This is a genomic window from Halobaculum roseum, from assembly GCF_019880245.1.
Taxonomy (GTDB): Archaea; Halobacteriota; Halobacteria; order Halobacteriales; family Haloferacaceae; genus Halobaculum; species Halobaculum roseum.
In genome coordinates, this window is the sequence record NZ_CP082286.1 from 2,051,541 (window position 1) to 2,065,349 (window position 13,809).

The window sequence follows — 13,809 nt, forward strand, 5'->3', positions numbered from 1 at the left end:
CACCCGAACGTCGCCAGTTCTCCCGCGGCGAAACCGTGCGACGACACGTGGATGTTGACGGAGTGAGGCAGTTTTATCACGGTCGATTCCGACGTATCGCGTGACTATGTCAGACGATGACGTGGAACTGGAGGCCCGGCTCGAGGAGCAGGAGGTGTTCGAGCCGTCCGCGGAGTTCGTCGAGCAGGCGAACGTGTCGGACGCCGCCATCTACGACGAGTTCGAGGAGAACTGGCCGGAGTGTTGGGAGCAGGCCGCGGACCTCCTCGACTGGGAGGAGTCGTACGACCAGGTGCTCGACGACTCGAACCCGCCGTTCTACGAGTGGTTCACCGACGGCAGCCTGAACGCCTCGGCGAACTGTATCGATCGCCATCTCGACGAACGCGGCGACGAGGCCGCCATCGAGTGGGTCGGCGAGCCCGTCGACGAGGACAACGTCACGCTCACGTACAACGACCTCCACGAGAAGGTGAACGAGGCGGCCGCGGCGCTGCGGGACCTGGGGGTCGGCGAGGACGACGTCGTCACGATGTACATGCCGATGATCCCGGAGCTGCCGATCGCGATGCTGGCGTGCGCCCGCATCGGCGCGCCCCACTCGGTCGTGTTCGCGGGCTTCTCGGCGGACGCGCTGGCGACCCGGATGAACGCCGCAGACTCCGAGTACCTCGTCACCTGCGACGGCTACTACCGCCGCGGCGACCCGCTCGACCACCTCGACAAGGCCAACGAGGGCCTGTCGGGCGTCGAGCACGACACCGACACGGTCGTCGTCGACCGGCTCGGTCCCAACGGCGACGACTTCGGCCACGACCTCGCCGCGAACCAGCACGACTGGGGCGAGCTGATGGCCGCCAACGAGGGCGCCGAGGTGGAGCCGGTCGACCGCGACGCCGAGGACATGCTGTTCCTCATGTACACCTCCGGCACCACCGGCCAGCCGAAGGGGGTGAAACACACCACCGGCGGCTACCTCGCGTGGACCGCGTGGACCTCCCAGGCGGTGCTCGACATCAAGCCCGAGGACACGTACTTCTGCTCGGCCGATATCGGCTGGATCACTGGCCACTCGTACATCGTGTACGGGCCGCTCGCGCTCGGGACGACGACGATGATGTACGAGGGGACGCCCGACCATCCCGACCGCGACCGCCTGTGGGAGATCATCGAGGACTACGGGGCGAACCAGCTGTACACCGCGCCCACCGCCATCCGCGCGTTCATGAAGTGGGGTCCCGAGTACCCCGAGCGCCACGACCTCTCCAGCCTCCGCCTGCTGGGGACGGTCGGCGAGCCGATCAACCCGCGCGCGTGGAAGTGGTACTACAAGCACATCGGCGACGAGGAGTGCCCCGTCGTCGACACCTGGTGGCAGACCGAGACCGGCGGCATGATGGTGACGACGCTGCCGGGCGTGAAGGACATGAAGCCCGGCTCCGCGGGGCCGCCGCTGCCGGGGCTCGACGTGCAGATCGTCGACACCAACGGCGAGGAGGTCGAGCCCGGCCGCGCGGGCTATCTCACGGTGAACAAGCCGTGGCCCGGGATGCTCCGCACGCTGTACCGTAACGACGAGCGCTTCATCGAGGAGTACTGGGCCGAGTACTCCGACACCGACTCCTCCGACTCCGAGGACTGGGTGTACTTCCCCGAGGACGGCGCCAAGATCGACGACGACGGCTACATCACCGTGCTCGGCCGCGTCGACGACGTTATCAACGTCTCCGGCCACCGGCTCGGGACGATGGAGATCGAGTCGGCCATCGTCGGCGTCGAGGGCGTCGCCGAGGCGGCCGTCGTCGGCGGCGACCACGAGGTGAAAGGCGAGGCCGTCTACGCGTACGTCATCACCGAGGAGGGGCAGGCCGAAACCGAGGAGTTCCGCGCGGAGATCGTCGAGGCCGTCGAGGACGCGATCGGGCCGATCGCCCGCCCCGAACAGGTGATCTTCACGCCCGAGCTCCCGAAGACCCGCTCCGGCAAGATCATGCGCCGGCTTCTCGAGGACATCGCCAACGAGGACGAGCTCGGCGACACCTCCACGCTGCGCAACCCCGACATCGTCGAGGACATCCGCCAGGTCGTTCAGGGAGACTGAACGCGTCGGACTCACGGCCGTACCGTCGTTCCGCCACACCGGCGACCCGATCCACGATTTTTCCGCTCCTCGCCCGCCAGCCACGCCGCCACGCGCCGCCCGGCCCGGCGGTACCGGTCCTCGTCGCCGTCGAACGCTGCGAACCGACGATGGACCGTCCGGAGACGTGAACTCCCCCCGTGTCGCCCGTTACCGCCCCCGCAACGATTATCACGAACGTGCCTGAAGTTTCGCTGGCTATGGAAAAACCGCTGTTAGTGACCGACTTCCTGGACCGCGCTCGCCGCAACTACGGGAGCCACGAGGCGGTCCTCGGGGTGGACGGCGACCGGTTCACGTACGACGAGTTGGGCGAGCGCGCCGACGGGTTCGCGGCCGCGCTCCAGGCGCGCGGCATCGAGAAGGGCGACCGCGTGGCGGTCCTGGACCCGAACACGCACTACCACCTGGCGGCCGCCTACGGGAGCTTCCAGGCCGGCGCGGTCCACACGCCGCTGAACTACCGGCTCGTCGAGTCGGACTTCGAGTACATCCTGAACGACGCCGGCGTCGACGCGATCTACGCCGACCACGCGTACGCGGACAAGGTCGAGGCGATCCGCGACGACGTCCCGACGGAGACGTTCGTCACGAACGACGCCGACGCCGTCGAGGGCGACTGGGAGGAGTTCGACGAGGTGATCGCCGAGTCGACCGACTACGACCGGCCGGAGATGTCCGAGGACGAGGTGATCACGATCAACTACACCTCCGGGACGACCGGCGACCCGAAGGGCGTCTGCCGGACCCACCGGACGGAGACGGTCCACGCCTACCAGATCGCGATCCACCAGGAGCTCCGCGACGACGACACGTACCTGTGGACGCTGCCGATGTTCCACGTGAACGGCTGGGGGCACATCTACGCGGTCACCGGGATGGGCGCCCGGCACGTCTGCACCCGCGGCGTCGACGAGGAGTACGTCTTCGACAAGCTGCGCACCGAGGACGTGTCGTACTTCTGTGCGGCGCCGACGGTGCTGAAGATGCTCGGCGACCACATCGACGAGCACGGCGGCGAGCCCGACGCCGGACAGGACGTGCGCGTCGCCACCGCGGGCGCGGCGCCGCCGGAGGCGGTCATCCGGACCGTCGAGAACGAGTTCGGCTGGTACCTCAAGCACGTGTACGGCGCCACCGAGACGGGGCCGCTCATCACCTCCAGCGACGCGCGGCGCTACTTCGACGACGACTCCGACGACCGCTTCGCGGTGAAGAAGACGCAGGGGTTCGGCTACCTCGGCACCGAGATCCGCGTCGTCGACGAGGACGGTAACGACGTGCCGCAGGACGGCGAGACCATCGGCGAGGTCGTCGTTCGCGGCAACTCGGTGATGGACCGCTACTGGAACAAGCCCGAGGCGACCGAGGAGGCGTTCTCCGAGCGCCTCGAGGGGTACTACCACATGGGCGACCTCGCGGTCGTCGACGACAACGGGATGATCTCGATCCAGGACCGCAAGAAGGACATCATCATCTCCGGCGGGGAGAACATCTCCTCGATCGAGGTCGAGGACACCCTCTTCAGCCACGAACAGGTCGACGACGTGGCGGTCATCCCCTCGCCGCACGACGACTGGGGCGAGACGCCGAAGGCGTTCATCGTTCCCGCCGGCGGCGACCCGTCCGACCCCGGCACGACCGCCGACGACCTGATCCAGTACGCCCGCGACAACATGGCCCACTACAAGGCGCCGACGCGGATCGAGTTCGTGAAGCAGCTCCCGAAGACCTCCACCGGGAAGATCCAGAAGTACGAACTCCGCCAGGAGGAGTGGGAGGAGGAAGAGCGGATGGTCGGGGAGGGATAGTCCGTCACGGCCGGCTCCGACCGCACCGACTCCTGACGACGACCCGCTGTCCCCCGTTTTTTGACGCCGACACTCAGTACCCGAGCGCCGACAGCGTGGCCCGAACCTCGTCGAGGTACTCCTCGCCGAAGTACCGGAGGTGCGTGAGCAGCGGATACAGTCGGTAGGCCGGTTCGCGCTCCCGGTACCCGTCGGTGACCCCGGCGACCTCGCGGTAGCGGTCGCGGAACGCGTCGCCGCCGGTGCCCGTCCACTCGACGTACGCCAGTTCGACCTCTCGGTCGGCGTAGTAGCACGCGGGGTCCACCAGCGCGGCCACCCGATCGCCCACGACGAGGACGTTTCCGGCCCACACGTCGCCGTGGATCAGCGACGGCGCCGGCTCGTGATCCAGCAGCCCGGGGAGGTCGCCGACGAGCGCCGCCACGCGCTCGCGGTCCGCCGCCGGCAACACGCCCTCCTCGTCGGCTCGCGCAGCCGCGTGTGCGAGCCGATGCTCGCCGAAGAACGCGGGCCACGAGTCGACCCACGGGTTCGGCTGGTCGTACGGGCCGGTGAGGGTGTCGAACGGGAAGCCGAACGCGTCCGTCTCGGGCGTCGTCGCGTGGAGCGCGGCGAGGCGCTCGGCGAGGTCCCGCTCGACGGCAGGCGTCACCTCGGCGCCGCCGTCGTTCGAGACGTGCTCCAACACGAGCACGCCGTCGCCGACGTGGTGGACCGCTGGCACGCGGAGCCCGCCCGCCTCGCGCAGGTGCCGGAGCATCCAGGCCTCGACGCGCGGGTCGTCGGGCCGGCCTTCGCGACGACCCGGCGGCCGTCCGCGAGGTCGAGGCGGCGGACCGTCCCGACCTCGCCGCCGTCGAGGAGGGTCGCCTCCGCGACCGTGCGATCGGCCCACCGTTCGACGGCGGCGATGGCCTCGTCGGTTCCGTCGTTCACGTGGTCGCGAGCGGGGCGCTCGCCGGTAGGCGTTCCGGTCGGCGGCGCAGGGGTGCTGGCGCGGACCGTCAGCTGAACGGGTTCGTGAATCCGTCGTCGCGGCCGCCGCGGTCGCCCTCGCCGCCGTCGGCGAACGCATCCGTTCCGTCGTCGCCGTCGCCGAAGCGGAAGCCGCCGGCGTTCGTCGTCACCGTCATCCCGAGCATGTCGGGGCGTTTGCGCAGCGCGGCGGCGACCTCCCGGTAGGCGTCGGCGGCGTCGCTGTGCGGGCGGTAGGAGACGGCCGGCTGGCCGGCGTCCTGCGCCTTCGGGATCGACTCGTCGTGGGGGACGTGCCCGAGGAGTTCGGTGTCGAGGAAGCTCGCGATCCGGTCGGCGGGTGGCGAGCGACCCGTCCCGGACTTCGTGAGCACGACGCCGCCGACGGGGGCGTCGGCGCGCTCGGCGACGGTGATCGTCTTGTCGGCGTCGCGGATGGAGGCGACCCGCGGCGTCGACACGAGCACCGAGGCGTCCGCGCCCGACATGGGCACGACCGTCTCGCTGCTGACGCCGGCGGCGGTGTCGACGAGCACGGCGTCGTAGCGGGCCTTCAGCGCGTCCATCGCGGCCGGGAAGCGGTCCAGATCGGAGTCGACGAAGCCGTCGAGGGTGACGCCGCTGGGCACCACGTCGAACCCGCCCGGCGCGGGGTAGGTGGCGTCGGTGACGCCGGCGCCGCCCGCGAGCACGTCGTGGAGGGTCCGGCCGCCGTTGACGCGGATGTCGAGGAAGTCGACGGCGTTCGCCATCGCCAGGTCCGCCTCGACGACCGCGACGGCGCGACCGTCCTCCGCGAGCGCCGCCGCGAGGTTGAGGCTCGTCGTCGTCTTGCCGACGCCCCCCTTCGCGCCGACGACGGCGAGCACGCGTCCGTCCATGCCCGGGGTTCGTCGTGCTCCCGACTTAACTGCCGCCCCCGAAGTATCGCGCGTGAGACTGCCGGGGCCGGGTCCGGCGCCGTCGCGGTCGGCCGCCGCGCGCGACCGACGGCCGGACTTCGGGGTCGCCCGCCCGACTCAGAGGTACGCCGCGTCCCACCGGCTCGCCTTCCGTTTGTTCCCGCACTCGCTACACTCGACGCGGTCCATGGTGTCGACGCTCACCGCGAAGCTGCCGCAGTTGCCGCAGACGTACCCCTCCCGCTCGGTCCGCTCGCGGTCGGTGTACGTCGCGTAGAAGGGGGCCTCCGACGCGCGCTCGGCCTCGTCGTAGGCGACGTACACCTGCTCGCCGTCGTCGGTCACGCGCGCCTCCGTGAGCACCTGCTCGCCGTCGCCGCTGGGGAAGCGCGCGAACACGCGCTCGCGGAACTGCTCGTTCCCGATCTCGACGGTTCGGTCGCCGATCTCGGCGAACCCCTCGCGCTCGTAGAACTCGCCGCCCGCCTCGTTGGCCTCGAGCACGCGCCCCTCGAGTCGCTCGGCGCCCAGCTCTAGCAGCTCCGTCTCCGCCCGGCGCAGCAGGTCGTCGCCGATCCCCTTCCCGCGGTGATCCGGATGCACGTGGAGCCAGTCCAGCTCCCCGACCGGCTCGCGGCGCTCGACGAGCTGACTCTGGACGAACCCCACGATATCGCCGTCCTCCACGGCGACGACGAACACCGCGTTCTCGCCGGCGAGCGCGTCGGTGACCGTCTCGGCGTCGTACCACGACTCGACGGCGTCGTCGATGAGGTCCGCCGAGAGCGCGTGGCTGTAGGAGGCCGACAGCGATGCGCGCGCGGTCTCGCGGATGTCGTCAACGTCCTCGGTCGTCGCGTCCCTGAGGTCCATGTGGATCTGTAACACGGTCAGTTACTTAATCACGCGGGCGCTTACCCCCGCGTCGATCCGGTACGACCCGCTTACCACCCGGCGCGGACGGGAGGCCGACCCCCGCGGTCGCGGACACAACCACCGTCACGAACCGCCGCCTCCCGTGGTACTATCACGCACGATGTACATCGGTGGAGTATGCCCGAGACGCTCTGTTTCGACATGTACGGGACGCTGTGTGACACGAGCAGCGTGACGAGCACGCTCGCCGACGAGCTCGACGCGCCCGACGCCCTCGTGTCGGAGCTGGACGCCACATGGCGAGCGAAGCAGCTCCAGTATTCCTACCAGTCGGCCCTGATGGAGGAGTATCGGCCGTTCTGGGACGTGACCGCCGACGCGCTCGCGTACGCGTTGAACCAGTGGGGTGTCGAGGCAGACGACCCGACCCGCGAGCGGATCCTCGCCGCCTACGAGCACCTCGACCCGTACCCGGACGCGATCGAGACGCTGACCCGGCTCTCGGAGGCGGGCCACACGGTGACGGTGCTGTCGAACGGCAACCCCGAGATGCTGGAGACGCTCGCCGACAACGCGGGGCTCGCGCCGCACCTCGACGACGTGATCAGCGCCGACGAGGTGTCGACGTTCAAGCCGAACCCCGCGGTGTACGAGAACGCGGCCGCCCGAACCGACACGCCGATCGACCGCTGTCGGCTCGTCTCGGGCAACGCCTGGGATGTCGCGGGCGCGGGGAGCGCGGGAATGGCGACCGCGTGGGTGAACCGAGCGAACGACCCGTTCGAGGAGATCGGCGTCGACCCCTCCCTCGAGGTGCGTTCCCTCTCGGAGGTCGCGGACGAACTCGCCTGACCGCCGCGCCCGGGGCGAACCGGGGAGCCATCGGGACGAAGTTTATTGCTTGATCGACAGACTGAAACGGCCTACGAGTGATAACCATTATCATGGGGGATCTCCGCTTTCCATATTACCAATATTAACACGATTTAAGGGGATATGGGCGGAACGTTCATTAAGGTTGCTTCCCGCGGTTGGGTCATGGCACGGGATACCACCGCACTCAGCAGACGTGATGTGCTCAAGGCGTCCGGCGCGGCCGGCGCCGCAGGATTGACAGGACTGGCAGGTTGTGCCGGCGTCGGCGGCGGCGGCGACTCGGAGTACCCGGCGCTCGGGAACTACCCGGTCGAGGGCGACGAGGTCGTCTTCGGGTTCAACGTCCCGCAGTCGGGGTCGTACTCCCAGGAGGGCGCGGACGAACTGCGCGGCTACAACCTCGCGGTCGAACACCTGAACAACGGCGGCGGCTGGGTCGACAACTGGGACGGGCTCTCCGGGGACGGCGTCCTCGGCAAGACGGTCACCGCAGTGGAAGGTGACACGGCGACCGACCCCGACACGGCGCGACAGTCCGCGTCGCGGATGATCAGCCGCGACAACGCGATCATGATCACCGGCGGGTCGTCCTCCGGTGTCGCCATCGCGGTCCAGGAGCTGTGTCAGGAGGAGAAGGTCCAGTTCCAGTGTTGTATCACCCACTCCAACGACACCACCGGGGGCTCGTGTGTCCGCTACTCCTTCCGGGAGATGTTCAACGCGTACATGACCGGACAGGCGCTCGCGCCCGTCCTCGCCGAGGAGTACGGCGAGGATCTGAACTTCTACCAGCTGTACGCCGACTACTCGTGGGGGCAGACCCAGCAGGCGTCGATGGAGCAGTTCTTCACCGAGGTCGGCAACTGGAGCCAGATCGAGTCGGTGCCGACGCCGCTCGGCACCTCCGACTACTCGTCGTACCTCTCGGACGTGCCGCGCGACGAGACGGACGTGCTCGTGCTCAACCACTACGGGCTGGACGCGGCGAACTCCCTCCCGCAGGCGATCGAGGCCGGCCTCGATCAGGACATGGAGATCGTCGTCCCGCTGTACAACCGGCTGATGGCCGAGGCCGCCAGCGACTCCATCGGCGGCATCTTCGGCACGGCCGACTGGAACTGGCAGCTGGAGGACGACGCCTCCCAGTCGTTCGTCGAGTTCTACCGCGAGGAGCACGACCGCGCGCCCAGCTACGGCGCTCGCATCGCGTACACGCAGACGCTGCAGTACGCCGCGGCCGTCGAGCGGGCGGAGACGTTCTACGCGCCGGAGGTCATCCGCGAGCTGGAGGGCCACGAGTACAGCGGCGCGGGTCTCGGCAACGAGACCATGCGCGGCTGCGACCACCAGGCACAGCGTGACGTGCTCGTGTGTCAGGGCGTCGATCCCTCCGAGCAGACGGAGGACCTGCTGCTCAATATCGTCAGCCAGACCTCGCGGGACGACCTGGGGTACGCGTGCGACGCCGGTCCGGCCGCCGAGTGTGAGCTGGGCGACTACGGCGACGAGTGACCGACGGCTAGGTCCTCCCGCTCCGTACCGGCACGTTCTTATCGACTCACCTGAACCACGTCAACGAATGTCAACACCGACAACTACTACCAAGCGGACCACACCGCACCTACACGAACGATAATGTTGCTCCTACAGTCCGAGATCGCATCGATACTCCTCAACGGCCTCCAACAGGGCGCGATCTATGCGCTGTTGGGTATCGGCCTCACTATCATCCTGGGGACGATGGAGTTCCTGAACCTCGCGCACGGGGCGCTCTATCTCGTCGGCGCGTACACGGGACTGATCGTCTTTCAGGAAACCGCCCTCTCGAACGGGCTGTTGTACAGTTCCGGGATAACGACCCTCGGCTTCGAGGGAGGCTTTCTCGCCGCGCTGTTCGTCGTCCCGATCGTCGGGTTCGGCATCGGGCTCCTCATGGAGCGGTTCGTCGCCGAGCCGTTCTACGATCGGCCCGAGACGGACCAACTGCTCGTGACGTTCGGCCTCGCGCTGATCGTCGAGGAGACCGTCAAGAACGTCATCGGCGGGAACACGTTCCAGTCGATCGCTCCCTCGACGATCTTCGGCGTCAACGTCTCCCAGCCGATCAGCCTGCCGCTCGTCGGCCTGTTCCCGTCGTGGCGGCTGTTTATCATCGGCATCGCGTTCCTCGTCATCGGTCTGACGTACCTCGTGATCGAGCGGACGGACTTCGGGCTCGTCGTTCAGGCGGGCACCCACGACTCCGAGATGGTCCGGATCCTCGGCATCCCGATCAACCGCTCGTACAGCCTGGTGTTCGCGGTCGGGGCTGCGCTCGCGGCCTTCGCGGGCCTCATCGGCGCGTCGATCCAGACGGTCAGCCCCCAGATCGGTACCGAACAGGCGCTGGTTCCGGCGTTCCTCACCATCGTCGTCGGCGGCGCCGGCTCCGTTCGCGGGGCCATCGCCGGCGGCCTGGTGCTGGGCGTCATCATCTCGGCGATGACCCAGACGTACAGCCAGTGGGCGCAGATCGTTCTCTACCTGTTCGTCGCGCTCATGCTCATCGTCAAGCCCGAGGGCCTGTTCGGCTCCGCGGAGGTGGGCGAATGAGCGGCGACCGCTCGGGCGACGCGAACGAGGCGGTCCCCGACGGCGGCACCGTGACCGAGGACGCCGCCGGCGGCTCCGGCGGCTCCGCGCTGGCGGGGCTGCGCGACCGCGACGACTTCGTCGTGATCGCGACGGCGGCGGCGCTGGTCGTGTTCCCGTTCCTGCTGATCGACATCCTCGGCGCGGTCGGAGACGTGATCGGCATCTCCATCGGCGGCTACACCGGTCTGCCGTCGCTGGTGCTCATCTACGGCATCATCGTCATCGGTTTCAACCTCCTGCTCGGCTACACCGGCCTGCTGTCGTTCGGTCACGCCGCGTTCTTCGGATCCGCGGCGTACTCGGCCGCGCTGTTCAGTCAGGTCGTCCCGAGCCCGATCCTCATGGTGATCGCCGGCACGATCGTCGCGACGCTGCTCGCGTGGCCGATCGGGTTCGTCTCGATCCGCCGGTCGGGCGTGTACTTCGCCGTCCTGACCCTGACGTTCGGGCAGGCGTTGTACTTCTGGGCGCTCGGCCCGGGGTCGTGGCTCACCGGCGGCGACAACGGCTTCTCGGGGATCGAGGCACACGGGCTGTTCGTCGGGGCGCTCCCGCTGGACGCCCAGCTGGTCCCCGTGTTCGACTCGTACACGGTGATGTACGGGTTCACGTCGGTCGTGATGCTCGCCGCCCTCTGGGTCGGCAACCGGATCATCAACTCGCCGTACGGCCTCATCTTCGAGGCGCTCGGCGAGAACGAGGAACGCGTCGAGTTCGTCGGGCTCAACGTGTTCCGCTACAAGCTGATGGCGTTCATCATCTCCGCCGTGTTCGCCGGCGTGGGCGGCGCGATGTTCGTCATCCACGAGCAGTACATCCACCCGACGACGGGGCTGTACTGGATCCAGTCGGGCGACTTCGTCATCATGACGGTCCTCGGCGGCACCGGCAGCCTCATCGGGCCGGTGTTCGGCGCGCTCGTGTTCGAGTACGTCGCGAACGTCATCTCCGGCGTCAGCCTGCCGATGATCGGCTCCATCGGCTCGCTGTGGCGGTTCGTGCTCGGTGCGGTGTTCGTGTTCATCGTGTGGGTGTTCCCGCGGGGCATCTACGGCGCGTTCGCGGACCTCGCGGCGATGGTGAACGGCCGGGGCGGCGGCGACGGCGACGAGCCGGCCGCGGCCGACGGGGGTGAGCGCGAATGAGCCTCCTGCACACGGACGGCCTGACGAAGGAGTTCGGCGGGCTGGTCGCCGTCGACGACGTGACCTTCGAGGTCGAGTCCGGCGAGACCCGGGCGGTCATCGGCCCGAACGGCGCCGGCAAGTCGACGCTCATCAACTGCATCACCGGCGCGCTCGAGCCGACCGCCGGGAGCGTCGAGTTCGACGGCGAGGACATCACGAACCTGGAGCCGCACGAGACCGTGCAGGCGGGGATCTCGAAGTCGTTCCAGACGGCGTCGATCTTCCCGGAGATGACCGTCCGGCAGAACGTCGAGATCGCCGCGCTGGCGGCCGAACACGGCTCGTTCCAGGTCAACTTCCTCAAGCGACTCGCCGGGTTCGACGCGGTGCACGACACGGCCGACCGGATGCTCGAGGCGGTCGATCTGCTCGGGGACGCCGACGTGGAGGCGGCGAGCCTCCCGTACGGCGACAAGCGCCGCCTGGAGATCGCGATCGCGTTGGCCTCCGAGCCGGACCTGTTGCTGATGGACGAACCGACCGCCGGCATGTCGCCGGACGAGACGGCCGAAACCGTGGACCTCGTGGAGGAACTCCAGGAGGACCTCGGGCTCACGATACTCATCGTGGAACACGACATGGAGATCATCTTCCGAATCGCCGACCGGATCCTCGTGTTGAACCGGGGGCAGGTCATCGCCGACGGTACGCCCGAGGAGGTTCAACAGAGCGAACAGGTGCAGGAGGCGTACCTCGGGGGGGTGGAGCTGTGAGCTCCGACGCCCCCGACTCCGCCGAGGACGCGGCCGACGGGGCCGCCGCCGCGGACACGACCGACGAGGACGCGGCCAAGGAGGCCGCCGCGGTGGAGAAGGCCGACTCTCACGCCGCGCGGGCGACCGCCGCGGCCGCCGACGGCGACCACCTCCTCTCGGTCGAGGACGTCGACGCCTACTACGGGCAGAGTCACATCCTCCGCGACCTCTCGATGCACGTCGAGGAGGGCGAGGTGTGTACGCTGCTGGGGCGCAACGGCGCGGGCAAGACGACGACGTTGCGGTCGATCGCGGGCGCTCGCCCGCCGGACGTCCGCGACGGCGTGATCCGGTTCAAGGGGTCCGACATCACCGACTACTCGACGGAGGACGTCTCCTCGCTGGGTATCTCGCTGGTGCCGGAGGAACGTCGCGTGTTCCCCAACCTCTCGGTGGAGGAGAACCTCCACCTGTCGGACGTCGCGCGCAACTGGTCGAACACGTTCGGACGCGAGGTGTCGATGGAGCACGCGGGGATGTCCGACGAGGAGGTGTACGAGGTGTTCCCGCGGCTCGAGGAGCGTCGCTCACAGAAGGCGGGGACGCTCTCCGGCGGCGAACAGCAGATGCTCGCGATCGCGCGATCGCTGAAGCAGGACACGGACCTGCTGATGCTCGACGAGCCCTACGAGGGGCTCGCCCCGCAGATCATCGAGACGGTCGAGGCGGCGATCGAGCAGATCGCCGACGCCGGGACCACGATCCTGCTCGTCGAGCAGAACGCCGTCGCCGCGATGAACATCGCCGACCGCGCGTACGTGATCGACCAGGGCGAGGTCGTCTTCGCCGGCGACTCCGAGGAGCTCCGGGCCGACGAGCAAACCCGCGAGAAGTACCTGGGTGTCTGAGATGGCGGCCGATCCCACCCCCGGAAACGCGTCCGACCCCCCGGACCCCGAGGCCATGCTCGACCGGCTGATCGAGGTCGGCGCGATCCGCGAGGACGAGAACGACACGCTCCGGATCTCCGCGGCGTTGCACGACATCATCGACCTGTACGAGCAAAGCTACGGCGACCTCCCCGACAAGGAGTTCACCGAGGCCGTCGCCGACGCGTTCGGCCTCGAGTACTCGGAGGCCGTCCGTCGCATCGACGAGGAGGGCGTCACCCGCGAGGAGTTCGTCGCGTACCTCTCGCTTCGCTCGCACTTCGAGGACGAGGACGAGTCGGTGCCCGACCCGCTCGAACGGGCGACGATGGCGTCCATCGTCGTCGACGTGGCGCCGGCGACGCCCGTCCCGCAGGGGATGCGCGAACTCGAGGACGACGAGGTCGAGGCGTTCCTCGACGCCAACGAGCGCGCGGTCGTGTTCGTCTGGCGGCTCCGGTGTGACCCCTGCGAGTCGATGAAGGCCGAACTCGCGGAGACGCTCGACTTGCTCCCCGACGACGTGGCGGTCGCCGGCGTCGACGGCGAGGCCACGCCGACCGTTCGCGAGCGGTTCGACGTGGACGTGGCGCCGGCGGTTGTGTGCGTCGCCGACGGCCGGCAGGCGGGGGTCGAGACCGGGTACCAGTCGCCGTCGGCCGTCGCCGATCTGGTGGCGGACGCCTTCGGCGACGACTGACCGGTCGACCAGGCCCCGACGCCTTCACTCGCGTCGCGTTCGCTTACTCTTCTGACGCTCTTTCTCGCGTCGCGTCCGCTC

General features: G+C 68.8%; 13 protein-coding genes. 9 read left to right on the plus strand and 4 right to left on the minus strand.

Annotated elements, in window-relative coordinates:
- The first annotated feature begins 106 nt into the window (after window positions 1–106).
- Together acs and K6T36_RS10400 are read left to right on the plus strand one after the other, a co-directional pair.
- Complete coding sequence (gene acs / locus K6T36_RS10395; protein WP_222921222.1) at window positions 107–2,101, plus strand: acetate--CoA ligase; 1,995 nt, start codon at window positions 107–109, stop codon at window positions 2,099–2,101.
- A 239-nt stretch (window positions 2,102–2,340) separates the two neighbouring features.
- A complete protein-coding gene (locus tag K6T36_RS10400) occupies window positions 2,341–3,951 on the plus strand; it encodes a long-chain-fatty-acid--CoA ligase (RefSeq protein WP_222921223.1) in 1,611 nt (536 codons plus the stop codon).
- A 73-nt stretch (window positions 3,952–4,024) separates the two neighbouring features.
- Here K6T36_RS10400 and K6T36_RS10405 read toward each other — a convergent pair whose 3' ends face one another.
- From K6T36_RS10405 to K6T36_RS10420, 4 genes are all read right to left on the minus strand, one after another.
- The gene (locus K6T36_RS10405; RefSeq protein ID WP_264083986.1) at window positions 4,025–4,678 is read right to left on the minus strand and encodes a fructosamine kinase family protein; all 654 of its coding nucleotides are present in this window, start codon (window positions 4,676–4,678) and stop codon (window positions 4,025–4,027) included.
- Entirely contained in the window at window positions 4,603–4,890 is a 288-nt protein-coding gene (locus K6T36_RS10410) for a hypothetical protein (RefSeq protein ID WP_222921225.1), read from the minus strand. The genes K6T36_RS10405 and K6T36_RS10410 overlap by 76 nt, the downstream gene beginning before the upstream one ends.
- Before the next feature lie 68 nt (window positions 4,891–4,958).
- The gene (locus K6T36_RS10415) at window positions 4,959–5,810 is read right to left on the minus strand and encodes a P-loop NTPase (RefSeq protein ID WP_222921226.1); all 852 of its coding nucleotides are present in this window, start codon (window positions 5,808–5,810) and stop codon (window positions 4,959–4,961) included.
- Between the two features lie 138 nt (window positions 5,811–5,948).
- Window positions 5,949–6,704: a GNAT family N-acetyltransferase gene (locus K6T36_RS10420; protein WP_222921227.1), complete on the minus strand. Its 756-nt coding sequence runs from the start codon at window positions 6,702–6,704 to the stop codon at window positions 5,949–5,951.
- Between the two features lie 180 nt (window positions 6,705–6,884).
- Between K6T36_RS10420 and K6T36_RS10425 the strand changes: the two genes are divergently transcribed.
- The 7 genes from K6T36_RS10425 to K6T36_RS10455 all read left to right on the plus strand — a co-directional run bounded on the left by K6T36_RS10425 (window position 6,885) and on the right by K6T36_RS10455 (window position 13,728).
- The gene (locus K6T36_RS10425) at window positions 6,885–7,559 is read left to right on the plus strand and encodes a haloacid dehalogenase type II (protein ID WP_222921228.1); all 675 of its coding nucleotides are present in this window, start codon (window positions 6,885–6,887) and stop codon (window positions 7,557–7,559) included.
- 186 nt (window positions 7,560–7,745) lie between these two features.
- Window positions 7,746–9,095: a substrate-binding protein gene (locus K6T36_RS10430; RefSeq protein WP_222921229.1), complete on the plus strand. Its 1,350-nt coding sequence runs from the start codon at window positions 7,746–7,748 to the stop codon at window positions 9,093–9,095.
- 126 nt (window positions 9,096–9,221) lie between these two features.
- Entirely contained in the window at window positions 9,222–10,175 is a 954-nt protein-coding gene (locus K6T36_RS10435; RefSeq protein ID WP_222923421.1) for a branched-chain amino acid ABC transporter permease, read from the plus strand.
- Window positions 10,172–11,362: a branched-chain amino acid ABC transporter permease gene (locus K6T36_RS10440; protein WP_222921230.1), complete on the plus strand. Its 1,191-nt coding sequence runs from the start codon at window positions 10,172–10,174 to the stop codon at window positions 11,360–11,362. The genes K6T36_RS10435 and K6T36_RS10440 overlap by 4 nt, the downstream gene beginning before the upstream one ends.
- The gene (locus K6T36_RS10445) at window positions 11,359–12,117 is read left to right on the plus strand and encodes an ABC transporter ATP-binding protein (protein WP_222921231.1); all 759 of its coding nucleotides are present in this window, start codon (window positions 11,359–11,361) and stop codon (window positions 12,115–12,117) included. Before K6T36_RS10440 ends, K6T36_RS10445 begins: the two co-directional genes overlap by 4 nt.
- Before the next feature lie 197 nt (window positions 12,118–12,314).
- Window positions 12,315–13,007 (plus strand): ABC transporter ATP-binding protein, encoded by a 693-nt coding sequence (locus K6T36_RS10450; RefSeq protein WP_390182333.1) that lies wholly within the window; start codon window positions 12,315–12,317, stop codon window positions 13,005–13,007.
- A gap of 1 nt (window position 13,008) precedes the next feature.
- Window positions 13,009–13,728, plus strand: coding sequence for a thioredoxin family protein (locus K6T36_RS10455; protein ID WP_222921232.1), 720 nt, complete (start codon window positions 13,009–13,011; stop codon window positions 13,726–13,728).
- Window positions 13,729–13,809 lie beyond the last annotated feature (81 nt).